At 62.6% G+C, this 23231-nt stretch carries 24 protein-coding genes, 1 other RNA gene and 1 pseudogene; 7 read left to right on the forward strand and 19 right to left on the reverse strand.

The genetic code is table 11. The features are described 5' to 3' along the window. Positions 1–1776, forward strand: coding sequence for an SLC13 family permease (locus ETW23_RS12545; RefSeq protein ID WP_134830187.1), 1776 nt, complete (start codon positions 1–3; stop codon positions 1774–1776). A gap of 286 nt (positions 1777–2062) precedes the next feature. On the opposite strand, the gene ETW23_RS12550 is transcribed toward ETW23_RS12545, so the two are convergent. The 4 genes from ETW23_RS12550 to mgtE all read right to left on the reverse strand — a co-directional run bounded on the left by ETW23_RS12550 (position 2063) and on the right by mgtE (position 6941). After that, positions 2063–3841: an SLC13 family permease gene (locus ETW23_RS12550; RefSeq protein ID WP_129370393.1), complete on the reverse strand. Its 1779-nt coding sequence runs from the start codon at positions 3839–3841 to the stop codon at positions 2063–2065. A 170-nt stretch (positions 3842–4011) separates the two neighbouring features. Next, a complete protein-coding gene (locus tag ETW23_RS12555; protein WP_134830188.1) occupies positions 4012–4866 on the reverse strand; it encodes a TIGR00282 family metallophosphoesterase in 855 nt (284 codons plus the stop codon). Between the two features lie 113 nt (positions 4867–4979). After that, a complete protein-coding gene (locus ETW23_RS12560; protein WP_134830189.1) occupies positions 4980–5543 on the reverse strand; it encodes a 5-formyltetrahydrofolate cyclo-ligase in 564 nt (187 codons plus the stop codon). Between the two features lie 9 nt (positions 5544–5552). Next, entirely contained in the window at positions 5553–6941 is a 1389-nt protein-coding gene (gene mgtE / locus ETW23_RS12565; RefSeq protein ID WP_134830190.1) for a magnesium transporter, read from the reverse strand. A gap of 144 nt (positions 6942–7085) precedes the next feature. Here mgtE and guaD point away from each other — a divergent pair, with 144 nt between their 5' ends. Continuing rightward, complete coding sequence (gene guaD / locus ETW23_RS12570) at positions 7086–8384, forward strand: guanine deaminase (protein WP_134830191.1); 1299 nt, start codon at positions 7086–7088, stop codon at positions 8382–8384. A 22-nt stretch (positions 8385–8406) separates the two neighbouring features. Here guaD and ETW23_RS12575 read toward each other — a convergent pair whose 3' ends face one another. The 3 genes from ETW23_RS12575 to ETW23_RS12585 form a co-directional block, all read right to left on the reverse strand. Further along, positions 8407–9747: an 8-oxoguanine deaminase gene (locus tag ETW23_RS12575; protein WP_134830192.1), complete on the reverse strand. Its 1341-nt coding sequence runs from the start codon at positions 9745–9747 to the stop codon at positions 8407–8409. A 117-nt stretch (positions 9748–9864) separates the two neighbouring features. Then, entirely contained in the window at positions 9865–10614 is a 750-nt protein-coding gene (hisN, locus tag ETW23_RS12580) for a histidinol-phosphatase (protein ID WP_254695015.1), read from the reverse strand. A gap of 139 nt (positions 10615–10753) precedes the next feature. Further along, the gene (locus ETW23_RS12585) at positions 10754–11125 is read right to left on the reverse strand and encodes a helix-turn-helix domain-containing protein (RefSeq protein WP_129370386.1); all 372 of its coding nucleotides are present in this window, start codon (positions 11123–11125) and stop codon (positions 10754–10756) included. A 352-nt stretch (positions 11126–11477) separates the two neighbouring features. Between ETW23_RS12585 and ETW23_RS12590 the strand changes: the two genes are divergently transcribed. Beyond that, positions 11478–12446 (forward strand): NADPH:quinone oxidoreductase family protein, encoded by a 969-nt coding sequence (locus ETW23_RS12590; RefSeq protein ID WP_134830194.1) that lies wholly within the window; start codon positions 11478–11480, stop codon positions 12444–12446. 55 nt (positions 12447–12501) lie between these two features. Here the strand turns inward: ETW23_RS12590 and ETW23_RS12595 are convergent, their stop codons facing one another. Continuing rightward, positions 12502–13383 (reverse strand): LysR family transcriptional regulator, encoded by an 882-nt coding sequence (locus ETW23_RS12595; RefSeq protein ID WP_129370384.1) that lies wholly within the window; start codon positions 13381–13383, stop codon positions 12502–12504. A gap of 125 nt (positions 13384–13508) precedes the next feature. Here ETW23_RS12595 and ETW23_RS12600 point away from each other — a divergent pair, with 125 nt between their 5' ends. The 3 genes from ETW23_RS12600 to ETW23_RS12610 all read left to right on the forward strand — a co-directional run bounded on the left by ETW23_RS12600 (position 13509) and on the right by ETW23_RS12610 (position 15265). Further along, on the forward strand, positions 13509–13730 hold the full coding sequence (locus tag ETW23_RS12600) for a DUF1127 domain-containing protein (protein WP_129370383.1): 222 nt from the start codon (positions 13509–13511) through the stop codon (positions 13728–13730). 198 nt (positions 13731–13928) lie between these two features. Beyond that, a complete protein-coding gene (locus tag ETW23_RS12605; protein ID WP_129370382.1) occupies positions 13929–14705 on the forward strand; it encodes a Bax inhibitor-1/YccA family protein in 777 nt (258 codons plus the stop codon). 86 nt (positions 14706–14791) lie between these two features. Next, on the forward strand, positions 14792–15265 hold the full coding sequence (locus ETW23_RS12610) for a GNAT family N-acetyltransferase (RefSeq protein ID WP_134830195.1): 474 nt from the start codon (positions 14792–14794) through the stop codon (positions 15263–15265). A gap of 15 nt (positions 15266–15280) precedes the next feature. Here ETW23_RS12610 and ETW23_RS12615 read toward each other — a convergent pair whose 3' ends face one another. From ETW23_RS12615 to gatC, 7 genes are all read right to left on the reverse strand, one after another. Continuing rightward, on the reverse strand, positions 15281–15682 hold the full coding sequence (locus ETW23_RS12615) for a hypothetical protein (protein WP_134830196.1): 402 nt from the start codon (positions 15680–15682) through the stop codon (positions 15281–15283). 239 nt (positions 15683–15921) lie between these two features. Next, positions 15922–16089 (reverse strand): 50S ribosomal protein L33, encoded by a 168-nt coding sequence (gene rpmG, locus ETW23_RS12620; protein ID WP_008554190.1) that lies wholly within the window; start codon positions 16087–16089, stop codon positions 15922–15924. A gap of 107 nt (positions 16090–16196) precedes the next feature. Continuing rightward, an RNA gene (gene rnpB, locus ETW23_RS12625) (RNase P RNA component class A) lies at positions 16197–16622 on the reverse strand. A 181-nt stretch (positions 16623–16803) separates the two neighbouring features. Further along, a complete protein-coding gene (locus ETW23_RS12630; protein ID WP_134830197.1) occupies positions 16804–17499 on the reverse strand; it encodes an N-acetylmuramoyl-L-alanine amidase in 696 nt (231 codons plus the stop codon). Continuing rightward, positions 17499–18275: an excalibur calcium-binding domain-containing protein gene (locus ETW23_RS12635; RefSeq protein WP_134830198.1), complete on the reverse strand. Its 777-nt coding sequence runs from the start codon at positions 18273–18275 to the stop codon at positions 17499–17501. Before ETW23_RS12635 ends, ETW23_RS12630 begins: the two co-directional genes overlap by 1 nt. Positions 18276–18316: 41 nt before the next feature. Beyond that, a complete protein-coding gene (gatA, locus tag ETW23_RS12640; protein WP_134830199.1) occupies positions 18317–19804 on the reverse strand; it encodes an Asp-tRNA(Asn)/Glu-tRNA(Gln) amidotransferase subunit GatA in 1488 nt (495 codons plus the stop codon). A gap of 5 nt (positions 19805–19809) precedes the next feature. Further along, on the reverse strand, positions 19810–20097 hold the full coding sequence (gene gatC / locus ETW23_RS12645; RefSeq protein WP_129370376.1) for an Asp-tRNA(Asn)/Glu-tRNA(Gln) amidotransferase subunit GatC: 288 nt from the start codon (positions 20095–20097) through the stop codon (positions 19810–19812). Between the two features lie 186 nt (positions 20098–20283). Between gatC and ETW23_RS12650 the strand changes: the two are divergent. Further along, positions 20284–20975 (forward strand): annotated as a pseudogene (locus ETW23_RS12650) (metal-dependent hydrolase). Positions 20976–21094: 119 nt separating this feature from the next. Here ETW23_RS12650 and ETW23_RS12655 read toward each other — a convergent pair. The 4 genes from ETW23_RS12655 to ETW23_RS12670 form a co-directional block, all read right to left on the reverse strand. Next, entirely contained in the window at positions 21095–21718 is a 624-nt protein-coding gene (locus ETW23_RS12655; RefSeq protein ID WP_134830200.1) for a DNA-3-methyladenine glycosylase I, read from the reverse strand. Further along, positions 21715–22008 (reverse strand): YciI family protein, encoded by a 294-nt coding sequence (locus ETW23_RS12660; RefSeq protein ID WP_134830201.1) that lies wholly within the window; start codon positions 22006–22008, stop codon positions 21715–21717. The genes ETW23_RS12655 and ETW23_RS12660 overlap by 4 nt, the downstream gene beginning before the upstream one ends. 68 nt (positions 22009–22076) lie before the next feature. After that, positions 22077–22610, reverse strand: a complete 534-nt coding sequence (locus ETW23_RS12665; protein WP_254695016.1) for a TetR/AcrR family transcriptional regulator — start codon at positions 22608–22610, stop codon at positions 22077–22079. Positions 22611–22705: 95 nt separating this feature from the next. Further along, positions 22706–23155 (reverse strand): nucleoside deaminase, encoded by a 450-nt coding sequence (locus ETW23_RS12670; RefSeq protein ID WP_129370371.1) that lies wholly within the window; start codon positions 23153–23155, stop codon positions 22706–22708. Positions 23156–23231 lie beyond the last annotated feature (76 nt).

Here is a 23231-nt window from a genome sequence, read left to right on the forward strand (position 1 = left end):
ATGACATATGATCAAGCTGTTTTATTTGCGTTATTTGCTGCCGTTTTTGCCCTGCTGTTATGGGGGCGTTACCGCTATGATCTGGTGGCCTTTGCGGCGCTGATGGCGGGGGTCGTGCTGGGGGTGGTTCCTGCTGGCGATGCCTTTGGCGGGTTCGGCCATCCGGCAACGCTGGTGGTGGCGCTGGTGCTGATTGTGTCCGCAGGGCTGGTGCGGTCAGGCGCGGTGTTTCTGATCACCCGCACATTGGTGGACAGTGCGCGCGGGTTGGGCGGTCATATCGCTCTGATGGGCGGGGTCGGTGCGGTGCTGTCAGCCTTCATGAACAATGTTGCGGCGCTGGCGCTGCTGATGCCGGTGGACATCCAGACCGCACGCAAGTCAGGCCGGGCGCCGGGCTTGAGCCTGATGCCCCTGTCCTTTGCCACTATTCTGGGCGGCATGGCGACCCTTATCGGCACGCCGCCCAACATCATCATTGCCGCGATCCGGGAGGAGCGGCTGGGAGAGCCGTTCCGGATGTTCGATTTTGCCCCAGTGGGTGGCGTCGCGGCGCTGGCGGGGCTTACCTTTGTGGCGCTGATCGGCTGGCGGCTGATCCCCGCGCGGGAGAATGCAGCGGGAGCGTCCGAGGCGCAGCTGGCGCCCTATATTGCTGAGCTGACTGTGGGCGAAGGGTCAGAGCTGACCGGCAAGCGGCTGGGCGAATTGGACGAAGAGGCCGAAAAGGCGGATGTGGCGATCATCGGGTTGATCCGGGACGGCAAGCGCCGCTATGGCCGCGCCAGCGCTGCGACGCTGCGGGACGGGGATACGCTGGTGATCGAGGCCGAACCGGAGGCACTTGATGAGTTCCGCAGTGCCCTGAAACTGGATTTTGCCGACGCCGCCCGGCAGGAAAAGCTGACCGCTGCAGGCGACGGGCTTGAGCTGGTTGAGGTCGTGGTGCCGGAAGCGGCCCGCGTGCGCGGGCGCAGCGCCCAGTCGATCGGACTGGCCTGGCGGCAAAGCGCGGTGCTGCTGGGGATTTCCCGTCAAGGCCGGCGGATCACTAAACATATCCGGCAGGCAGAGATCGAGGCAGGCGACATTCTGCTGCTGCTTTGCCCGCGCGGGCGCAGTGCCGATGTGACCGACTGGCTGGGCTGCCTGCCGCTGGCGCAGCGCGGGCTGGCGGTGACGGCAAATGACAAAACCTGGGCCGCCATCGGCCTGTTTGCCGCTGCGGTTTTAGCGGCCTCGGCCGGGCTGATCTACCTGCCGGTGGCCCTGGGACTGGTGGCGATCGGTTATGTTTTTTTTAAGATCCTGCCGGTGGCGGAGATCTATGATCATGTGGAATGGCCGGTTGTGGTGCTGCTGGGGTCGATGATCCCGTTGGGGGCGGCGCTGGACAGTTCAGGCGGCACCGCTCTGATTGCCAATGCGCTGACAGGCCTGACCGAAGGCTTGCCCGCCTGGGCGGTGCTGACGGTGCTGATGGTGGTGACCATGACGCTGTCGGATGTGCTGAACAATACCGCCACAGCCATTGTCGCGGCACCTGTGGGCATTCAGATGGCGGAGTCCCTAGGGGTATCCCCCGATCCGTTCCTGATGGCGGTGGCGGTTGCCGCCTCGGCGGCGTTCCTGACGCCGATCGGACATAAGAACAACACGCTTGTGCTGGGTCCTGGCGGTTACCGCTTTGGCGATTATTGGCGGATGGGATTGCCGCTGGAGGTTCTGGTCATTGCCGTCTCTATTCCGGCAATCCTGGTGTTTTGGCCATTGTAGCGGGGTCTAAAACTTTTGAGGAAAAGTTTTGCCAAAATCCTTTCACAAGGATTTTGCGGACTGCGCGGAGACTTTTGAAGGCTGTGGGTGCCGGTCCGCCCAGGCCTGCGACATCAGCACAATGGCTGTTGATCCACCCAGGACCGCGATCAGGAACAGTTTTCTGAAATCCACTTTGCCACCCCTTGAAATACTCTCTGTTTCATATGGGCCCGGCTTTAACAATTTCACGTAAACAAATGCTGGCGAAGCGGAAAACCGCCATCACCATGGGCATCCGGTGGTGTCAGAGCGGCCAGAAAAATGGAATGATCAAGGACGCAACCATGCCGACGGTCAGGTTCAGCGGGATGCCGACACGCAGGAAATCGGTGAACTTGTAACCGCCAGGACCGTAAACCAGCGTGTTGGTCTGATATCCGATCGGGGTGGCAAAAGAGGCCGAGGCGGCGACCATGACGGCCACCACCAAGGGGCGCGGATCCACGCCCATTGCCTGGGCCAGGCCAATGGCAATCGGGGTCACCACAACGGCCACAGCATTGTTTGAAACCAGCTCGGTCAAGACAGAGGTCAGCAGATAGACCGCCCAGACCAGCAGGAACGGCGGCAGCATCGACAAGCCGGGGGCAATGGCGTTGACGATCAGGGCAACCGCACCAGAGCTTTCCAGCGCGGCGCCGATGGCCAGCATCGAAAAAATCAACGCCAGGAGCCGCCCGTCCACAAAGGAGAACGCCTCGTCCGCGTCGATGCAGCGGGTCACGAACACCAGCGACACCATCAGCAGGGACAGCATCAGGATAGGTGCCACGCCGAAGGCGGCCAGCAGAACAATCCCCAGCAGTGCAACAACGGCAATCGGCGCGTGGCTGCGGCGGTAGGCGCGCTGGGTCGGCTGCGAGACATCGGCCAGATCCATATCGGAGGCCAGACGCTGGATATCGGCGGGCGCCCCCTCCAGCAGCAGGGTGTCGCCGATCCGCACCACGAGGTCATCCAGCTGCACGCCGATGTTCTGGTTCCGGCGGTGCACCGCCAAGGTATAGACGCCGTAGCGGCGGCGCAGGCGCATGGCGCCAAGGCTGCGGCCCACCATGCGGCATCCGGGCGTGATCAGCACTTCGACGGTTTCGGTCTCGACGGCGGAAACCTGATCCACCCGCTTGAGCTCTTTGTTGGTTTGCAGGCTCAACAGCTCGGTCATCCGGGTGCGCAGCACCACCCGGTCGCCGACCTGCAGCTCCACACCCATGAGGTTGCGGCGCAAAGAGTCATCGCCGCGGATCACGTCGATCAGCCGCACGCCAGGGCGTTTGAACAGCTGCACGCCGGTGACTTCGCGGCCGATCAGGTTGCTTTCGGGAGGGATCACCGCTTCGGTGAAGAACTTCATCTTGGATTTGTCGCTCAGCAGCATGGCCATGCTGTCACGGTCCGGCAGCAAACGCGGCGCGATAAAGCGCAGGTAGATCATGCCATAGATGACCAGGATCACGCCCAGCGGCGTGACCTCAAAAATAGTGAAAGGCTGCAGGCCCTGCGCCCGCGCAACACCATCCACCAGCAGGTTGGTCGAGGTTCCGATCAGTGTCAGCGTGCCGCCTAGGATCGCCGCATAGCTGAGCGGGATCAGCATCTTGGAGGCGGAAACCTTCAGGGTGCGGGAGATCTGGATGAACACTGGTATCATCACCACCACCACTGGCGTGTTTGACACCACGGCAGAGGCCGCAACCACAAAGGCCATCAGCAAGGCAACCGCAAGCTTGGGGCTCACCTCGGCCTGCTTTTTGGCGATTTGAGTGAAGGCATCCAGCGCACCGGTCCGCACCAAGGCACCCATGATGATGAACATCGCCGCAATGGTCCAAGGCGCCGGGTTGGACAGCACCGGCAACGCCTGATTGTAGGGCAAAACGCCGGTGGCCAGCATTGCTGCAACGCCGGTCAGCGCCACAACTTCGGTGGGATAGGTTTCGCGCAGAAAAGCCACGAACATGGCCAGAACAATGGCTATCGCCAGGACCGCGCTGCCGGAATCACCTAGTTGGAAAAACTGCATATACCGTGACGATGCCTTATTGTTTCAGACGGGTTTAGCGCGCTGCTGCACGCTCCGCCATCGCGCAGTTTCCCTGAAACCCTTGGCCTGAGCAAGAATTTCCGCGCCCGCCCAGCTGCGGAGGCCTGGATTCGGGAATTTATGCGGAAAATCGCGGCTGCACCGGCAATTCATCCCGCCACAAGCTGCACCGCGGGGCGGAAAGGCAATCCGTCAGGGGCGGCCTCCTGCAGCAGGCCGCCGTTGCGCACCATGCGAATCTGCTTGGCAGCACCTGTGCGGTCGTCGGTCTCGACAAACACGCCGGACAGGGTGGCCGCGCCGTTTGCAGGGGTAAAGCGCGCCTTGGGCATTCCGGTCAGGAAGCGGCGCATCGGCTCGGCCTTGTCCATACCGATGACCGAATTGTAATCACCGCACATGCCGGCATCGGTCAGATAGCCGGTGCCTTCGGACAGGATCTGCGCGTCAGCCGTTGGAACATGGGTATGGGTCCCGACCACCAGCGAGGCACGCCCGTTGCAGAAATGGCCCATCGCCATCTTCTCGGAGGTGGCTTCGCAATGCACATCCACAATGATGGCCTGTGCCAGCCCGCCCCGGGGGTGCGATTTCAGCACCGCCTCAACCGCGCCGAAGGGATCATCGAAAGCGCGCTTCATGAACACTTGGCCCAGCACCTGCACCACCAGCACCTTGCGCCCGCCCGGGGCCTGGAACAGCCGGAAGCCGCGGCCCGGTGCGCCTTTGGCAAAGTTCAGCGGCCGGATAATGCGCTGCTCCTTCTCAATGAACTGCAGCATGTCCTTTTGATCAAAGGCATGGTCGCCCAGGGTCAGGCAATCAACGCCGGCCTCCAGCAGCAGTTTGGCGTGCTCGCCGCTCAGCCCCATGCCGTTGGAGGCGTTTTCGCCGTTCACCACAACAAAATCGAGCCGCCAGTCCTGGCGCAGCCGCCGCAGATTTTCGGTAATGGCACTGCGCCCCGCGCGGCCCATCACATCGCCTAGAAACAGAATTCGCATGCGGGCGTGGTACGCGGATGCGGACGGCAGAACAAGGCCTGCGGCAGGCGCGCAAAACTTTTCTGAAAAGTTTTGCCAAGATTTTTCGAAAAATCTTGGTCGCGCGGCCAGCGTCAGCGGCTGAATTGCAGGATCCGGCTTTCGGTAATCAGCATGTCCAGCGGTTGATCGGTGGGTTCCAGCGGCAGGTCTTCGGCCTCTTGCGCGTCAAAGGCAAAGCCGATCGCCAGCGTCGCCCGCTTGCCGCGCAGCAATTCCAGCGTGCGGTCATAAAAGCCGCCGCCGTAACCCAGCCGTCCGCCCTTGGCATCAAAGGCAACCAGCGGCACCACCAGGATCTCAGGCTCGAAAAAGTCATCCGCCTCGGGAACCATGGCGCCAAAAGGGCCGTCGCGCAGCGGGCCTTCGGGCTGCCAGCGGCTGAATTTAAGCGGCTGGCCCGCCCCCATGATAACCGGAACGCCAACAGGCCCGTGCGCTGCCGCTTCGGCCATTGCGGGCACCGGGTCGATCTCGGTGCGGATCGGCAGAAAGCCCGACAGCGGCACACCACGGTACCCGGCCAGCACCTCGGACAGATGGCCTGCGGCACCTGGAATATTGCGGGCATGCGCCAGCTTGCGGCGGGCAAAGGCGGCCTTGCGGGCGGCGGCCTTGATTTCAGTCAGATCCGTCATCGCGGTCTCCTACAGCAAAACAGTTGCGGCAAGCCCGAGGAAGGCAAAGAACCCGACCACATCGGTCACCGTGGTCACAAAAGCGCCTGAGGCCAGCGCCGGGTCAATACCGGCTTTCTCCAATAGAACCGGGATCACCGTGCCCGCCAGCCCTGCCACGACCAGATTGATCACCATAGCGACGGCAATCACGACCCCCAGCATCGGCGAGCCGAACCAAGCGAGGCCCACCAGACCCATCACAATGGCAAAGATCACCCCGTTGACCAGCCCCACCAGCACTTCGCGGCGGATCACCCGCCAGACGTTGGAGCCGGTAAGGTCGCGGGTGGCAATCGCGCGCACGGCAACCGTCAGCGACTGGGTGCCGGCATTACCGCCCATCGAGGCGACAATCGGCATCAGCACCGCAAGGGCCACGAACTGCGAAATGGTTGCTTCAAACTGCGCAATCACCAGCGAGGCCAATATCGCCGTGACCAGATTCACAGCGAGCCAGGGGAACCGGCGTTTGGTGGTTTCAATCACCCGGTCCGCCAGCGAGCTTTCCTCGCCCACACCGGCCAGACGCAGGATGTCTTCTTCGTGTTCTTCGTCCTGCACGATCATCGCATCGTCGATGGTGATCACACCGACCAGACGCCCCTCAGAGTCGGTCACGGGCGCCGAGATCAGGTGGTACTGGTTGAAGGCATAAGCCACGTCTTCCTCGTCCTGATCGGCGGGGATCACCTGAAAGGTGTCCTCGACCAGTTCGGTCAGCGGCACTTGGCGTTTGGTGGCCATGATCCGGCCAAGGGTGACATTGCCAATCGGATGCAGACGCGGATCAACCAGGACCACGTGATAGAACTGCTCTGGCAAATCATCCGAGTTGCGCATAAAATCAATGGCCTGGCCGACATTCCAATGCTCAGGCGCCATCACCACTTCGCGCTGCATCAAGCGGCCGGCCGAGTTTTCCGGATAGCTCAGAGATTGCTCAACCGCGACCCGGTCGGCATCTTCAAGCGCCTCAAGAATGGCTTCCTGCTGCGGCACCTCAAGGTCTTCGAGAAGGTCGACGACATCGTCGCTTTCCATCTCCCTGACCGCGTCGGCCAGAACCAGCGGGTTCAGCGTCTCGATGACTTCTTCGCGGATCGACTCGTCCAGTTCGGACAGGATCTCGCCGTCGAACTCACGGTCGTAAAGCCGGATCAGCCGCGCCCGGTCGCTGGCATCGATCTGTTCCAGAAGGTCGGCGATGTCGGCTGCGTGCAGGTCTTCGAGAAGATCCGTCAGCGCCTGCTGATCGCCCTGCTCCACCGCACCCAGAATCCGGGCAACCAATTTGCGGTCCAGGTCATAGGAGTCGTCCTGAGACAGATCGCCGGTGATGTTGTCGCCGCTGCTCATGTGTTGCCCCCGGGTATTTTTTTAGTGTCTGCCTGCAAAGTAGAAGAAGCGGCTACCGGAAAACAATGACATCGGGATAATTTACCGGAGCTGATGCGGCGGGTATCCTGCCAAGAGCCATTTTGCAAGGAAAGGGTTGGAAGAATGGGCACCGATTACATCCTGAAAGGGCACGTACTGTCTTTTGCCGGCTCTCCCTTTGCCGCGGACCGGCCCGAAGACGCGGCCCGTCTGCTGGACGCGGTGGCGGTGCAAAACGGCAAGGTCGCGGGTGCAGGGCCGCTGGCAGAAATGCAGGCGCTGCTGCCTGCGGCGAAAACCGTGGACCACAGCGGCAAGCTGATCATGGCAGGGTTTGTGGACGCCCATGTGCATTATCCGCAGACCGCGATTATCGCCAGCTGGGGCAAGCGGCTGATCGACTGGCTGAACAGCTATACCTTCCCGGAGGAGATGCGGTTCGGCGACCGCGCCTATGCAGACGGAATTGCCAACAGGTATCTGGACCTGACTGCCGCACATGGCACCACCACGGTCTGCAGCTATTGCACAATTCATCCCGAAAGCGTGGATGCGTTTTTCACGGCCGCGCAATCGCGCGGGCAGCGGGTGGTTGCGGGCAAGACCTGCATGGACCGCAACGCGCCGGAGGAACTGCGGGATACCGCGCAGTCGGCTTATGACGTTTCAGACGCATTGATCGGGCGCTGGCACGGTGTGGACCGGCTGGAATATGCAATTACCCCGCGGTTTTCGCCCACCTCCACCCCTGCGCAGCTGGAGGCAATGGGTGCACTGTGGGGCAAGCACCCGGAATGCCTGATGCAAACGCATCTGAGCGAGCAGACTGATGAAATCGAATGGGTCAGGTCGTTGTTTCCGCAAGCCCGCGATTATCTGGACACCTATGAGGAGTTCGGACTGTTGGGCGCCAGGGGCCTTTATGGCCACGCAATCCATCTGGAGGAGCGTGAACGGCACCGGTTGCGGGACTTTGGCGCGGCGCTGATCCACTGCCCGACATCGAACACCTTTATCGGCTCCGGGCTGTTCGATATGGCCGGGCTGATGGCCGAGGGCCAGCGGATCGGGCTTGCCACTGACACCGGCGGCGGGTCCAGCTTTTCGATGCTGCGCACCATGGCGGCGGCCTATGAGATCGGCCAGCTGCGCGGCACGCCGCTGCATGCAGCACAGCTGTTGTGGCTGGCGACCCAAGGATCCGCCACGGCGCTGCGGATGGAGGCAAAGATCGGCAATATCGCCCCCGGCATGGAGGCGGATCTAGTGGTGCTGGATCTGGCCTCAGCCCCCGCCATCGCGCAGCGGTCAGCGCGCGCCAAGGATCTGTGGGAGGCGGTGTTCCCCACCATCATGATGGGCGACGACCGCGCCATTGCCGAGGTCTGGATTGGCGGGCGACCGGTTGAGCAGAGGCGCTGATGCGCCTCAGCCTTGAGTATTTTCAGAAAGATGAAGCCAGCGCCCGCGCCAGTTTCCCGTGGCGTTCGATCAGCTGCGGCAGGTCGAGCGTTGTGATCTCGCCGCTGCGGATGATCTGCTTGCCTTCGACAAACAAGTGTTTCACCTGGGACGGACCGGCCAGCAGCAGCGCTGCGGCATCCCAGCTGCCGCTGGAGGCAATGCCTGTGGTGTCCCAGACCGCGATATCGGCGCGCTTGCCCGGTGCCAGGCGGCCGCAATCCGGGCGGCCCAGCACATCGGCGCCGCCGCGGGTGGCGATCTCCAGCGTTTCATAAGCGCTCATCGCGTCGGCGCCATTGGCAACCCGCTGCAGCAGCATGGCCTGGCGCGCCTCTGACGCCAGGCCGGCCATGTCGTTGCTGGCGGAGCCGTCCACGCCCAGCCCCACAGGAACCCCGGCGTCCCGCATTGCGCGCACAGGGGCAATGCCGCTGCCCAGACGGCAGTTGGAACAGGGGCAATGGGCAACCCCGGTGCGGGTTCTGGCAAAAAGGTCAATCTCTTTCACGTCGAGCTTCACGCAATGGGCATGCCAGACATCATCGCCGGTCCAGCCAAGCTCTTCGGCATACTGGCCGGGGCGGCAGCCGAATTTGGCCTCGGAATAGGCGATGTCTTCGTCGTTTTCGGCCAGATGGGTGTGCAGCATCACGCCTTTGTCACGGGCCAGCAGTGCGGCATCGCGCATCAGCTCGCGGCTGACCGAAAACGGCGAGCATGGCGCCAGGCCGACGCGGCACATGGACCCTTCGCCTGCATCGTGGAAGCCATCAACAACCCGGATCATGTCGTCGAGAATGGCCTGCTCTTTCTCGACCAGGCTGTCAGGCGGCAATCCGCCGTCGCTTTCGCCGATGCTCATCGCGCCGCGGGTCGGGTGAAAGCGCAGGCCCACATCGCGGGCGGCATGGATAGTGTCCTCCAGCCGCGCGCCGTTGGGGTATAGGTACAGGTGGTCGGAACTGAGCGTGCAGCCCGACAGCGCCAGCTCCGCCAGGCCCAGCTGGGCAGAGACGAACATCTCGTCCGGGGTGAACTGCGCCCAGATGGGATAGAGCCGCTGCAGCCAGCCGAACAGCAGCGCATCCTGGGCGCCCGGCACCGCGCGGGTCAGGTTCTGGTAGAGATGGTGATGGGTGTTGACCAGCCCCGGTGTCACCACGCATCCGCGGCCGGAGACAATATCTCCGCTGGTTTGCAGCCCCTGCCCCACGGCGGCAATCTTACCGCCGCGGATCAGCACGTCGGCGCCATGCAGCACACGGCGCGTGTCATCCATTGTCAGGATGGTATCGGCATTTTGTATCAGGATCTCTGTCATTTACACACACTCCAAAAGACAGCCCGCTTCAGAGGAATGTGTGATTGACCGGTGGAAAACGGGCGAAGAACCGGCCTGCCGGGAAACTAAAGGCCGGGGGCGCCAATTTCAACCCGTTTACGTCTGTTGCAGCAGTTCCAGAGCAGCCGCGTGAATATCCGCGTTGGCCGCGGCCAGGGCACGGCCGCCGTTGTGAGCCGGGTTGCCCTGCCAGTCGGTGACAATTCCGCCCGCCGCCTGGATCAGCGCTATCGGCGCCTGAATGTCATAAGCGTTGAGACCGGCCTCGATCACCAGATCCACTTGTCCTGCCGCCACCAGCGCATAGGCATAACAGTCGGTGCCATAGCGGGTCAGTTTGGCGCGGGCCGAGACCCGTTCGAACGCAGCGCGGTCTTGCGGTGTGCCGACCTCCGGGAATGTGGTGAACAGGATGGCGTCTTCCAGCGCCGCAGTGGCGCGGGTCTGCAAAGGTCTTTTGCCTAACGGGCCGGTCATGGAAGCAATTTCCGGCCCGCCGCAGAAACGCTCGCCGGTATAGGGCTGGTCGATTACCCCAAGGAACGGGCCGCTTTCATTCGACAGCGCAATCAGCACGCCCCAGGTTGGCGTACCGCTGATGAAACCGCGGGTGCCATCAATCGGGTCCAGCACCCAGGTGCGGCCCGAAGTCCCCGGCTTGGTGCCGAACTCTTCGCCCAGAATTCCGTCATCGGGGCGCAACTCCGCCAGCACTGCCCGCATCGCCTGCTCGGCAGCGCGGTCCGCAACCGTGACCGGATCAAACCCGCCGTCGAGTTTGTTCTCAGCGGTCAGCGAAGATGTGCGGAAATGCGGCAGGATGGCGGCGCGGGCTGCGTCTGCCATCCTGTGTGCAACGTCAAGATCGGGAAAAGCGGCCTGTGTCATACCAATACGGGTGCCACTCACCCGGCACTATTGCAAGCGCAAACCCTGGCATCGCAGGTTTTGCGCTTGTTATTACCCTTCATTCGCCGTCAGGATTTCAGGCGACGTCGCTCAGCACGCGTGCCAGCTCAAACAGGCGGCGGCGCTGGTTTTCCGGGATTGCATAGTAGGAGCGCACCAGATCAAGAGCTTCCTTGTCGCCCATCAGGTCTTCCGGAACGGAGGCTTTATCCGACGAGGATTTGCCTTCTTCCTGCAGACCTTCGAAGAAGAAGCTCACCGGCACCTCAAGGGCGTCGGAAATATCCCAGAGCCGCGAGGCGCTGACCCGATTGGCACCGGTCTCGTATTTCTGAATTTGCTGAAATTTAATGCCGACCTGCTCGGCGAGTTGCTGCTGTGTCATGCCGATCAGCCACCGGCGGTGGCGGATGCGCTTTCCCACATGCACGTCAACTGGATGAGCCATGCGTTTCTCCTAATTCCAAAAATCCGGCTGCAACCCGGACTGCTGCGTTCCTATAACCTGTTCTGGCGGCTTCAATTCTTTGCCGGAACACGGTTCCCCATCAGAGCGATCTAAGCTCAACCTCTGAGCAAAAGTGTACAACCCTTGCGATTGATTGCAAGGCTGCCGTCGCCCCGTGCGCGGACCGCACGTTCAAGCGCATGATTTCATGTATCATTTTTCTAAAGGTTTTGTTGCCAAGCGGCTGCCGATCACGTACCTCCCCAGAAATAGCGAGGTGCGGCCAGGCGCAGCACCCCGCCAGTGTAAGGTGGCGAATCACACAGATTCCCGCGGAAGCTGAGGAAAAAACATGCAGGCTTTTCAAGTTCCGGCCTTTGACCGTCCGGCGTCGCTGACGGAAACAGACGTCCCGCCGCCGGGCCCTGGCCAAGCTGCCGTTGCGCTGCGGGCCTGCGGTTTGAACTTTGCTGACCTGCTGATGATGAAGGGCAGCTATCAGGACACGCCCGAGCCTCCCTTTACCCTGGGACTGGAAGCGGCAGGCGTGGTGACGGAACTGGGTGAAGGCACAAAAGGGTTTGCTCCTGGCGACCGGGTTGCGCTGTTCGGCGGTTCCGGCGGGCTGGCTGAGGCCGGAGTTTTTGACGCAGCCCAACTGATCCGGATCCCGGATGCGATGAGTTTCGAGCACGCCGCGGCGATGCAGATCGCCTATGGCACCAGCCACATGGCATTGGATCATTGCGCCCGCCTGCAGCCGGGCGAGACACTGCTGGTAACAGGCGCCGCCGGCGGCGTCGGGCTGACGGCTGTTGAAATCGGCAAGCTGATGGGCGCAACGGTTATTGCCCAGGCCCGCGGGCAGGATAAGCTGGAGGTGGCTGCCGCTGCCGGTGCGGATCACCTGGTCGATGCCGGTGAAGACCTGCGCAGCACTGTGAAAGCACTGGGCGGGGCCGATGTGGTTTATGACGCTGTGGGCGGCGATGTTTGGAAAGCCGCTTTCCGCGCAGCCAATCCCGGCGCTCGGCTGCTGCCGGTGGGATTTGCCGGCGGCGAGGTGCCGCAAATTCCGGCCAACCACCTGCTGGTGAAGAACCTGACAGTGATCGGTTTCTATCTGGGCGGCTACATGAAATTCCGGCCCGAAGCGGTGCGCCGGTCCTTTGAGACGCTGTTTACCTGGCACGGCGAAGGCCGCATCAAACCGCATATCAGCCATACCCTGCCGCTGGACCGCGCGGCCGAGGGGCTGGAGCTGCTGCGCAGCCGCAAGTCCACCGGCAAGGTGGTGATCACCATGGGCCGCAACCGCTGACCAGACAAGGGAGGGAGCCGCGCTTCCCCCCGCCCGGTGCCGGAGCATCAACGCGTCAACTGGCAGCGCGCAGCGGCGCCGACCACAGCCCTTGAAATGCCTGGCGGATAAATTCGGCCAGCTCCTCGACATAGGGTGCGCGCACGCGCTCGGCCCCATAAAGGTTGATGTGCTGCATGGGAAGGTCCGGCAGGCCGCAGCCCTGTTCGACAAGCTCTTGATAACCCGGCTGGGTGCCCTCCAGCAGCACACCAATCGCCAGATCGGCGCTGACCGTTGCCTCGACGGTGCGGTCGGAATCGCTGTCGAGCGCCATCTCCCATTCGATACCCGCCTTATCCAGCGCCGCAGTAGCCACGGGGCGGAAACTGCAGTTGCGGCAGAAGCCGAGCCGCAGCGGACGCTGCCGCCAGACCGATCCGTCGGGCGCGCCGACCCAGCGCAACGGCATGCTGTGGATCGTCTCACCGCCCTCGCCTGATCCGTTTTCCGTGGTTAGGATCAGGTCGAAGGCACCGCGCGAGAATTCGGTCTTCAAGTCGCGGGTGTTGGAAGTGCAGAGGTTCACATTCACCCGCGGGTAGCTGAGATTGAACCGCTTCAGCACTTGCGGAATGACCGGATGCACCACGTCATGCGGCACCCCCAGCAGCACCTCGCCCTCAAAGGCCTGGTCTGTCAGCCTGCCGATCACTTCGTCATTCAGCGCCACCATCCTGCGGGCATAGCCAAGCATCTGCTCGCCTTCCGCTGTCAGCGCAATGGTGCGCCCGGAGCGGTCCAGAAGGCTTAAACCCAAAAGCTCCTCCAGCCGCTTCATCTGCATGGAGACCGCCGATTGAGTGAGATGCAGAAAACCGGCAGCCCGGGTCACGCCGCCATTGTCCGCCACCGCCACAAAAGAGCGGAGCGTGGTAATATCGAGATTTCTTATCATCACAGCACCTGATGCATTGTATCAAAAACATTCGTTTTTAAAATGTGCCACAAGACGCCATATTCATCAACACAATTGATCACCCAAAAGGGACGCATCACAAACGTAACTGAAGGATCCGCGCCATGACCCCTGCAACCTCCTCCCGCTGCACACCCCGCCCTGCCGCAAAACCGCAGCTTTCGCTGGCTGCCCGCCTGCGTTTGCACCTGAAGGTCTGGACGCAGCGCCGCCAGCTGGCCAAGCTGGACACCCGCGCATTGGACGACATCGGCGTGACCCGCGCAGAAGCAGACGCCGAGGCCCGGCGCGGATTCTGGAGCGCGCCGGATCACTGGTCCCGCTGAGACCACTGCAGCCCGATTTGACGCCCGCATTTGAGATGGGCCGCCAGCCGGCGGCCCGTTTCCTCGTTTTTCATGTATTTATTGCCCTGAAATACTTGAACCGGAACGCTGTTCCCCCGATATTTAGCGGGAATGCTGCCGGCCACGGCCCGGCTCGTGCGCCGGCAGCAAGGGAGTAATTTACGGAGACCACCCAAGATGGCACAATTCGACACCATCCGGTCTGCCGCCGGCGCCCGCGCCGCGCAGATTGATGAGGGCCTGCGCGCCCATATGAACAAGGTCTACGGCACCATGGCCGCAGGCACGTTCATCACTTTCCTGGCAGCCTGGGCCATTTCCGGCCTGGCCGTCACTGCGGACCCGGCCAATGCCGTGGCGCAGCTGAGCGCGGATAAATATCTGACCAATATCGGCCATGCGCTTTATGCTTCGCCGCTGAAATGGGTCGTCATGTTTGCACCGCTGGCCTTTGTCTTTGGCATCGGCGCTGCCGCAAACCGCATGTCCGCGGCCGGCGTCCAGCTGCTGTTTTATGTCTTCGCCACCGTGATGGGCCTGTCGATCAGCTCGATCTTCCTGGTGTTCACCGGCGAGAGCATCGTGCAGGTGTTCCTGATCACTTCCGTCGCCTTTGCAGGCCTGTCGCTGGTCGGTTACACCACCAAGAAAGACCTGTCCGGCATGGGCGCCTTCCTGATCATGGGTCTGATCGGCCTGATCGTGGCCTCGATCGTCAATATTTTCCTGGCGTCGTCGGCGATGGCCTTTGCAATCTCGGTGATCGGCGTGCTGATCTTTGCGGGCCTCACCGCCTATGACACCCAGCGGATCAAGAACGACTACCTGCAGATGGCCCATTCGGGCGACCAGGAATGGCTGGCAAAATCCGCCATCATGGGCGCACTCAGCCTTTATCTGGACTTCATCAACATGTTCATGATGCTGCTCCAGCTGCTTGGAAACCGCGAATAAGCGTACAACACATTCCAAAGTCAGCGAGGGGCGGGTCACAACGATCCGCCCCTTTTCGTTTCAACAACAATAAGAGGGATGACCCCATGAAGATTATCGAGATTCCCGCGGTGGAGGCAGACCGTCTGCTGCCGCTGTTGCAGGACCTGCATGCGCTGCACGCAGCACATCAGCCAGAGCGCCACACACCGGCCCCTGGCAGCACTGATCTGGCCGCATGGCTGCAGGAGTGGCTGCGGGAAGAGAACATCTTTGCGCTGGCCGCAGAAAGCCCGCAAGGGGCGCTGCTGGGCTATCTGATCTATGAGCTGCAGAACCGGCCGGCGCTGCCCGTCCGCGCGGCTGAAACCCGCGCCATGCTGCACCATATTTCGGTGACCGAAGCCTGGCGCCGGATGGGGGTTGGCAAGGCGCTGGTCGAGGCGATGAGGGCACAGGCACTGGCGGCGGGCGCCACAGTGGTTGCAGCCACTTATGCGCCCTTCAACACCGCCTCAGCCGCGCTGATGCAGGGGATGGGAATGGATCCGGTGCTGACTATGGCCGAGTGGCGCGCCTAGTGTAGATCTGTGGCGTCAGGATCCCGGAGCGGCGCAGTCCAGCCCGGTGGAGACGGCGATTGTGCCCCGGCGGCTCGACACTTTGCGCACTTCTCCGTCCGGGCGGCAGCCGGAAGCCTCTGTGACCAAACCAAGGAACTCAGCCGCTGGGATCTCTGGCAGGCTGGGCACCGCACTGTCCTCCGGGACGCTTAAAACCGCCATTCCGGCACTGCCAGATCGGACCAGGCACAAGGCCAGTCTGCGCCCCTGCAGGTGCACGATTTTGTCCACCACAGCCCGCTCTCCGCCGGAAGGGGCCGGCGATGCTGCCCGCAGATGCCGTGCCTCGACAGCAGGCGGCGGCGGCACCGCCATCCCAGCATCAAAAGAACTGGAGACCGGCGTCCCGCCCGCTGCCAGTGCAGCCGCAATCATGTAAACCCTCACAGCACATCCACCCGTTTGTTCATTAACCCACGGGTTTAAGGCTAGGCGGGAATTGGGGCACAAACGTGCCGCGGCAGGTGGCCGCGCGGCGGAATCAGCCGGGCATTTTCCGAGAATTTGAAGCAGCCGCGCGAAGTGTCAGGCCAACTGAAGTGTCAGGCCAGCGTAAAAGAAAACGGGCCGCGCCAGGCGCGACCCGTTTCCGGAAATCATTCCAAAGGAAAGGCTTACTTGATTTTACCTTCTTTGTACTCGACATGCTTGCGCACAACCGGGTCGTACTTCCGCACAACCATTTTTTCGGTCATGGTGCGAGCGTTTTTCTTGGTCACATAGAAGTGGCCGGTGCCCGCGCTCGAGTTCAGGCGGATCTTGATTGTGGTCGGCTTCGCCATGGTGCTTCTCCTGCGTCCGAAAAGGCAGGGGCCTCTCGGTAAATTCCTATCTGAAGCCCGGCTTGTACCTGCCCCAGCCCCCAAGTCAATAGGATTCGGGGGTAATTATGCGCAGAAGGCCTGTAAGCCGGATCCTGTCCCCCGGGACCGTAATCCCGGGCTCGACGGCCATTCATCTGGGGCCCGCATTGCTGCGTGCCTCTAGCTGCCAACCCGGCCCCTCTCGGCTGAAGCGTGCCTAGCAGCGGTTTCCCGTTTCCGGGACCTGCCTGCGCGGGGCCCTATTTGGCATTGCTCCCGGTGGGGCTTGCCGTGCCGCCCCTGTTGCCAGCGGCGCGGTGGGCTCTTACCCCACCGTTTCACCCTTACCCGCCGAATGCTCCGTTGGCGAACCTCCGGTCCGGCGGGCGGTCTGTTTTCTGTGGCGCTTTCCGTCGGGTTTCCCCGCCCGGGCGTTACCCGGCACCGTTGCTTCATGGAGTCCGGACTTTCCTCGCGGGGCCTGAACCCCACGCGGCCGTCCAGCCTTCTGCGCGCCGGATGCGTAGGAACATCGGCGGGCGGCGTCAAGCAGATAGTGCAGACGGCAGGGGCTTTGCCCCTCTTGGCCTCGCGGCCTATTCACCCCAGGATATAGGCAGCCAGAAGAATACAGGATCCCCTGTTCATCTGGCCGGAAATAACCCGGAGCGCGAGGCAGAGCCTCGCTATACATCATGTTCTGAGGCCGCCCCGGCCAAGCGGAATAAAATCCTCAGGCGAGAGCGGCCCGCGCGCCCAAGGCCGGAAACGCAAGCGGACAGCGGCCAGCAGCGCTTCGTCATCTGCCGGCGCCGTGAAGCCGGCCTTGCGGGCGGCCTTGCGGAAGTGATCGAACGTAAAGGCTTGCGGCCTCTCGCCGCTCCCTGTGTCTTCAGCCAATCCCTGGCGGGTCAGCCGGGCCCAGTCGAACCGCGGGCCCGGGTCGGCCTTGCGCCCCGGTGCCATGCAGGAATGGCCGATGACCCCGGCCGGAGCGATAAACCAGCGCTGCGTGATACCCTGCATCAGATCTTCAAGCGCGGCCATCTGCGGTGCGCTGAAGGGGTGATTGCCGCGATTATCCAGTTCGATGCCGATGGAGCGGGAGTTTATGTCCGCCTGGCCGCACCACTCCCCTGCCCCGGCATGCCAGGCGCGGTCAGCCTCGGCCACCAGTTGCCAGAGGGTGCCGTCCGATCCGATCAGGTAGTGGGCGGAAACCTCCGCAACCGGGTCGCAGAGCCGTTCCAGTGCGGCCTGCGCGCTTTTCATCGCGGTGTAATGCAACACAATCAGGGACGGTGTCAGACCGTCCCTGCGCGGCCCTGAATTCGGGCTCGGGTGCCAGATGGCGCCCGGATGATCAGGCCCGCGCTGATCCGGCGCCATCAGTTCTGAACGGCCTGCCGGTACGGTGCCGGGTCCCAGCCGCAGGCAAAGCCGTCGCCATCCGGGTCCAGCGCCTTGCGGTCCCGCTGCGGGCCGCCTGCGTCGAGGAAGGCGGTCTGGGCCTGATCAGGTGAGGCAAACTCGGCGCAGTTGCGCTTGCTGCGGGCCTGCAGGTTGATGCCCGCACGGCTGTAGAGACGGGCACCCTTGGGGTTGCTGGTGCTCAGCGCGTAACGCACGATGTTGGGACTGGCAGTATCGGTCCTCTGCGGCACTGCCACCGGCTGCACCTGCTGGTATTGCGCCCGCTGGCGCTCCAGCCGGGCGGCATCGCTTTCGATCGACTGACGGGAGGAGACCGCCTGGAAGTCGTTCTCATCCGAAATGCTGGCATTGCCGCCCGGCTGCGGCGCCGGGTTGGAGGGGCTGGCCTGCAGCGGCGCGATCCCGGAATTCGACTGTGAGGCAGCAAGGGCCGCAGCCGTTTCGCGGGCAATATCGGCATCGCTGCCAGCGGCCGGCACAGACGAGGTGAACGTGCCTGCCGCCGCAATCGAGCCGGGGCTGCGCGGCGCCGGGCTTACCTGATAGGGTTCGGTCGAGACCCGCGCAGGCGGCACCAGCGGAGCCCCTGTAATTGTGGCGCCTGCGGCGGGAGGCGGTGCAAACGGATCACCGTCAATGCCGACGTTTGCGGCACTGTCGGGGACCTGAGGGGAACAGGCAGCCATAACCAGAAGGCTGCCTGCAGCGGCGTAAGATGCGAATGCGCGCATGGGGTTACCTGTCAGTTCTGCTCAACTCATTGAGCAGAGCATTACCACCATTGCTGCGGCTTGGCTACAAAGCCTGCAGCATTCTCCAGCGCATAGGCAGTGTTCAGCAGATCACCCTCATCCCAGGGCTTGCCGATCAGCTGCAGACCCAGCGGCAGGCCTTGGGCATCCAGCCCCGCAGGCACTGCAATCCCCGGCAGGCCTGCCAGGTTCACGGTGACGGTAAAGACGTCGTTCAGATACATCTGCACCGGGTCCGCATCCGTCATCTCGCCGAGACCAAAGGCCGCCGACGGGGTTGCCGGGGTCAGGATCGCATCGACGCCAGCGGCAAAGACGTCCTCGAAATCTTTCTTGATCAGAGTGCGGACGCGGCGGGCGCGGTTGTAATAGGCGTCATAAAAGCCTGCCGACAGCACATAGGTGCCAACCATCACCCGGCGCTGCACCTCGGGACCGAAACCTTCGGCGCGGGTCTTTTCGTACATCTCGGTGATGCCGTCGCCAGCCTCCAGCGCGGCGCGCTGGCCATAGCGGACACCGTCGTAGCGGGCCAGGTTCGAAGACGCCTCAGCCGGGGCAATCACATAATAGGCAGGCAGCGCGTATTTGGTGTGGGGCAGCGAGATGTCAACGATCTCGGCGCCCGCGGCCTTCAGCATTTCGGCGCCATCGGACCACAGCTTTTCAATCTCGCCCGGCATGCCGTCCATCCGGTATTCCTTGGGGATACCGATTTTCTTGCCCTTGATGTCGCCGGTCAGCATCGCCTCGAAATCCGGCACCGCCAGTTCGGCGCTGGTCGAATCTTTGGGGTCATAGCCGCACATGGCTTCCAGCATGATCGCCGCATCGCGGACCGATTTGGTCATCGGGCCAGCCTGATCCAGCGAGGAGGCAAAGGCAACAATGCCCCAGCGCGAGCAGCGGCCATAGGTCGGTTTGATGCCGACAGTTCCGGTGAACGCTGCGGGCTGGCGGATCGAGCCGCCGGTGTCGGTGCCGGTTGCTGCCAGGCAAAGGTCTGCTGCCACAGCCGAGGCCGAGCCGCCGGAGGAGCCGCCCGGCGTCAGCTGTGCGTCATCATTGCCGCGGCGCCAGGGGCTGACGGCATTGCCGTAAACCGAGGTCTCGTTGGACGAACCCATGGCAAATTCGTCCATGTTCAGCTTGCCCAGCATGACGGAACCGGCATCAGCCAGTTTTTGCGAGACAGTGGATTCATATTCCGGCTTGAAGCCTTCCAGAATCCCCGAAGCGGCCTGCGACGGCACACCTTTGGTGCAGAACAGATCCTTGATGCCGACCGGCAGGCCGCACATGGAAGGGGCATTCCCCGCCTTGATGCGCACGTCTGCCGCCTGGGCGCGGTCCAGCGCTATCTCCGGGGTCTTGTGCACAAAGACGTTCAGCGCATCTGCGGCGTCAATCGCCTTGAGGCAGGCCTCGGTCAGCTCAACAGAGGTGGTATCGCCTTTGCGCAGCGCGTCGCGGGCCTCTGCCAGGCCCAGTTTGTTCAGATCGCTCATGTCTCTTACTCCACCACTTTGGGCACTGCGAAGAAGCCTTCGCGGGCATCGGGCGCATTGGCCAGCACCTTGTCCTGCTGGCTGCCGTCGGTGACTTCATCCACCCGGCGCTTGAGGCGCTGCGGGGTGACCGAGGTCATCGGCTCGACGCCGGTCACATCCACTTCGTTCAGCTGTTCGATGAAGCCCAGGATCGTGTTGAACTCGTCCGCCAGCGCCGGAAGTGCTGCGTCTTCAACCTTGATCCGGGCCAGTTTGGCCACCTTGGCGGCGGTGCTTTGGTCAATCGACATGGGAACCCTCATCTGGTGTTACTGAGGCATTTACCGCCGCACCGCCCCGCCTGCAAGCCTGCAAGGGACGTTCGCTGCGTCCTGGCCTGGCCAGCCCGGCAGGCGGGCAAATTATCCGCAGGCTTCAATTCCATTTCGCAGCAAGCCTGTTAGGCTTCGGCCAAAAGCCACGGGAGGAGATTTGAGATGAAGATCATTTGGCTGGGACACGGATCGTTCCGCATTGAGGCCGCAGGCCGGGTGCTGCTGGTCGACCCCTGGCTTAGCGGCAATCCGGTTTTGCCGGAGGACCGGCATGAGGCCGCAATTGCGGGCGCCACCCATATCCTGCTGACCCATGTGCATTTCGATCATGTGGTGGATGTGCTGCCGCTGGCAAGACGGCTGGAGGTGCCGGTGGCAGGGCAATACGACCTGATGGGGCTGTGGGGCGAAACCGAAGGGGTGGAGACCATTGGTTTTAACAAGGGCGGCACAGTGGATCTGGATGGGGTGAAGGTTGCGATGGTGCCTGCCTCGCACAGCTCGACCTTCAACACCCAGGACGGCCTGCGCACCGGCGGCTCGGAAGTGGGCTACATGCTGATGGCGGAGGGCACGACAGTGTACCTGTCCGGCGACACTGCGATCATGGCCGACATGGACTGGATGGGGGATTACTACAAACCCGATATCGGTATCCTGTCTGCAGGCGGGCATTTCACCATGGACATGAAACAAGCAGCCTATGCCGCCAAGCGCTATTTCAGTTTCAAGACGGTGATCCCCTGCCATTACAAAACCTTCCCGATCCTGGAGCAGGACGCATCGGATCTGATTGAGGGGCTGCCGGGGTCGAGGTCATTGAACCGGAGGTGATGAAAGCAATCGAACTGTAGCCACTTTGGGACGCACCGGGGCACTCCCGCCCGGCGCAGGATCTGCGTTGCAGTTCCGCACCTGTCGGGCCGGGCGCCGGGCCTGCGGCCCGGCGCGGTTGCGCTTCACACAGACGCCGTCAGTCAGAAGTTTCCAGCCGTGGCGCGGTGAAGGTCTTTCTCGCTTCAGCCGCTTTCTCCCGGCAGATACAGCCGCGGGCGTGGTCATTGATCAAACCCATTGCCTGCATGAAGGCAAAGGCCGTGGTGGGGCCGACAAATTTCCAGCCGCGTTTCTTCAGCGCCTTGGACAGGGCCACCGAATCGGGACTGGTTGAGGCGGTCTGCGGTTCCGGAAGATCTTCTGGTCTTGGCTCGAAACTCCAGAAAAACGCCGCAAGCGAACCGGCCTCAGCCACCAGTTCCTGGGCGCGGCCAGCGTTGTTGATCACCGCTTCTATTTTGCCGCGGTGACGGATGATGCCCTTGTCCTGCAGCAGGCGCTCCACGTCCCGTTCGCCGAATTTGGCCATCTGATAGAAATCAAAACCGGCAAAGGCGGCGCGGAAATTCTCGCGCTTGTCCAGAATGGTGCGCCAGCTGAGACCGGACTGGAAGCTTTCCAGGCAGACCTTCTCGAACAATCGGATGTCGTCGCCGACCGGATAGCCCCATTCCTCGTCGTGGTAACGCAGGAAGTCCGGCGCCGAGGCGCTCCAGGCGCAGCGGGGATGGCCGTCGGCGGCGATGATGGTGCTGCTCATTCCCCGCCCCGCAGGAAGTCAAGCCGGGGGTCCATCATGGTGGGCGCCACGCCGATGATTTCCGGCTCCACCACGCCGCCGCTCACAAATGGATCCTGCGCGACGCGGGCGGCCAGTTCCTCTTCGCCTTCACCCACGGCGAGGATCGCGCCGCCTTCGCCATCGGTCATGGACCCGGCAGCAAGGAACACCCCGTCCTCGAACCCCTGTTTCAGCCAGGCCTTGTGGCCCTCCAGGAATTCGGCCAGGCGGTCCTTCTGCGCCGCGAATGAAAGCAAAATAAAATACATGCGTGTCTCCTGTGATGAGTGTTAGGCGGGGTGATCCCCTGGCAGCTGATCGCCGAGCCAATCCAGCATCAGCGCCACTTCTCTATTGATGAAATCCACGTCGCCAAACGCCTGCGCCAGCGTTGCCGCCCCTGGCAGCGGGCCAGCAGGTGCATGGCCAGGGCGTCCGCCGCTTCGCCGCAGCCCAGCTCCTCGAACTGGCGGCGCAGCCAATCGCGGAACAGGGTGAAAATGGCATTGGCCTGATCCCGGGCGGCGTGGTCCAGTTTGCCCAGTTCCGCCACCAGCGTGCCGACCGGGCAGCCGTAGAGGGTGATCTTGGCCTGATTGGCAATCAGGATGCGGATAAAGCAGGCGATCCGCTGCCCGGGGCTGCTGACCTCCGCCTGCCAATCCTTCAGCATGGTGCGGGTACTGGCCATGCGGCGCGCGATCACCGCTTCAAGGATCTCGTCCTTGGCCTTGAAATGATAGTAGAAATTTCCGCGCGAGATGCCAACCGCAGCAGCGATGTCCGCAAATGACGTCGCCTCGAACCCGCGTTCATAGAACAGCTGATCGGCGGCTTCTGCAATCCGGTCTCTGGTTGTTTCCTGCGCCATCCAAACCCCTAGGACAAATGACCTAAACCTTAAATGGGACAAATGACCTAATTTTGCAATCACCAAAAGACGGGCGGAAAATTTTCGTTACCTGCTTAGCGTTTGCCTGCGAAGAAGTCCTTGAGCAATGCGCTGGCCTCGCCTTCGGCGATGCCGTCATAAACTTCGGGCGCGTGGTGCGCCTGGGGATGGGAGAACACGCATGCGCCATGCGCAACACCGCCGGATTTGGGATCGGAAGCCCCGTAATAAACCCGGCGGATGCGGGCAGCGGCAATGGCGGCGGCACACATCGCGCAGGGTTCCAGCGTCACATAGAGATCAAAGCCGGTCAGCCGTTCGCCCCCAAGCGCGGCACAGGCCTCCCGGATCGTCAGGATCTCGGCATGAGCGGTTGGGTCGCTCAGCTCGCGGGTGCGGTTGCCCGCCAGCGCCGCGACCTGCCCGTCCGGTGCGATCAGCACCGCGCCGACCGGCACCTCGCCGCGGTCTGCCGCGGCACGCGCCTGCTCCAGCGCCTTGTCCATATGCGATTTGAATGCCATGCCCCTTCCTGCCCGCGATTGCGCGCTTTCGCAAGGCGGCGGAATGCTCTATGGCACGCACATGAGCAAAGCACCC

Source organism: Leisingera sp. NJS201 (genome assembly GCF_004535885.1).
Classification (GTDB): domain Bacteria; phylum Pseudomonadota; class Alphaproteobacteria; order Rhodobacterales; family Rhodobacteraceae; genus Leisingera.

What these genes read in the sequence shown, in the direction of transcription:
- rpmG (WP_008554190.1), bottom strand. Translation starts at nt 16,089, where the DNA reads ATGGCGAAGCCGACCACAATCAAGATCCGCCTGAACTCGAGCGCGGGC.
- ETW23_RS12610 (WP_134830195.1), top strand. Translation starts at nt 14,792, where the DNA reads ATGAAGATTATCGAGATTCCCGCGGTGGAGGCAGACCGTCTGCTGCCG.
- gatA (WP_134830199.1), bottom strand. Translation starts at nt 19,804, where the DNA reads ATGAGCGATCTGAACAAACTGGGCCTGGCAGAGGCCCGCGACGCGCTG.
- gatC (WP_129370376.1), bottom strand. Translation starts at nt 20,097, where the DNA reads ATGTCGATTGACCAAAGCACCGCCGCCAAGGTGGCCAAACTGGCCCGG.
- guaD (WP_134830191.1), top strand. Translation starts at nt 7,086, where the DNA reads ATGGGCACCGATTACATCCTGAAAGGGCACGTACTGTCTTTTGCCGGC.
- ETW23_RS12670 (WP_129370371.1), bottom strand. Translation starts at nt 23,155, where the DNA reads ATGGCATTCAAATCGCATATGGACAAGGCGCTGGAGCAGGCGCGTGCC.
- ETW23_RS12630 (WP_134830197.1), bottom strand. Translation starts at nt 17,499, where the DNA reads ATGGCGCCGGATCAGCGCGGGCCTGATCATCCGGGCGCCATCTGGCAC.
- ETW23_RS12595 (WP_129370384.1), bottom strand. Translation starts at nt 13,383, where the DNA reads ATGATAAGAAATCTCGATATTACCACGCTCCGCTCTTTTGTGGCGGTG.
- ETW23_RS12660 (WP_134830201.1), bottom strand. Translation starts at nt 22,008, where the DNA reads ATGTATTTTATTTTGCTTTCATTCGCGGCGCAGAAGGACCGCCTGGCC.
- ETW23_RS12615 (WP_134830196.1), bottom strand. Translation starts at nt 15,682, where the DNA reads ATGATTGCGGCTGCACTGGCAGCGGGCGGGACGCCGGTCTCCAGTTCT.
- ETW23_RS12575 (WP_134830192.1), bottom strand. Translation starts at nt 9,747, where the DNA reads ATGACAGAGATCCTGATACAAAATGCCGATACCATCCTGACAATGGAT.
- ETW23_RS12555 (WP_134830188.1), bottom strand. Translation starts at nt 4,866, where the DNA reads ATGCGAATTCTGTTTCTAGGCGATGTGATGGGCCGCGCGGGGCGCAGT.
- ETW23_RS12550 (WP_129370393.1), bottom strand. Translation starts at nt 3,841, where the DNA reads ATGCAGTTTTTCCAACTAGGTGATTCCGGCAGCGCGGTCCTGGCGATA.
- hisN (WP_254695015.1), bottom strand. Translation starts at nt 10,614, where the DNA reads ATGGCAGACGCAGCCCGCGCCGCCATCCTGCCGCATTTCCGCACATCT.
- ETW23_RS12665 (WP_254695016.1), bottom strand. Translation starts at nt 22,610, where the DNA reads ATGGCGCAGGAAACAACCAGAGACCGGATTGCAGAAGCCGCCGATCAG.
- ETW23_RS12605 (WP_129370382.1), top strand. Translation starts at nt 13,929, where the DNA reads ATGGCACAATTCGACACCATCCGGTCTGCCGCCGGCGCCCGCGCCGCG.
- ETW23_RS12545 (WP_134830187.1), top strand. Translation starts at nt 1, where the DNA reads ATGACATATGATCAAGCTGTTTTATTTGCGTTATTTGCTGCCGTTTTT.
- ETW23_RS12635 (WP_134830198.1), bottom strand. Translation starts at nt 18,275, where the DNA reads ATGCGCGCATTCGCATCTTACGCCGCTGCAGGCAGCCTTCTGGTTATG.
- ETW23_RS12600 (WP_129370383.1), top strand. Translation starts at nt 13,509, where the DNA reads ATGACCCCTGCAACCTCCTCCCGCTGCACACCCCGCCCTGCCGCAAAA.
- ETW23_RS12585 (WP_129370386.1), bottom strand. Translation starts at nt 11,125, where the DNA reads ATGGCTCATCCAGTTGACGTGCATGTGGGAAAGCGCATCCGCCACCGC.
- mgtE (WP_134830190.1), bottom strand. Translation starts at nt 6,941, where the DNA reads ATGAGCAGCGGCGACAACATCACCGGCGATCTGTCTCAGGACGACTCC.
- ETW23_RS12590 (WP_134830194.1), top strand. Translation starts at nt 11,478, where the DNA reads ATGCAGGCTTTTCAAGTTCCGGCCTTTGACCGTCCGGCGTCGCTGACG.
- ETW23_RS12560 (WP_134830189.1), bottom strand. Translation starts at nt 5,543, where the DNA reads ATGACGGATCTGACTGAAATCAAGGCCGCCGCCCGCAAGGCCGCCTTT.
- ETW23_RS12655 (WP_134830200.1), bottom strand. Translation starts at nt 21,718, where the DNA reads ATGAGCAGCACCATCATCGCCGCCGACGGCCATCCCCGCTGCGCCTGG.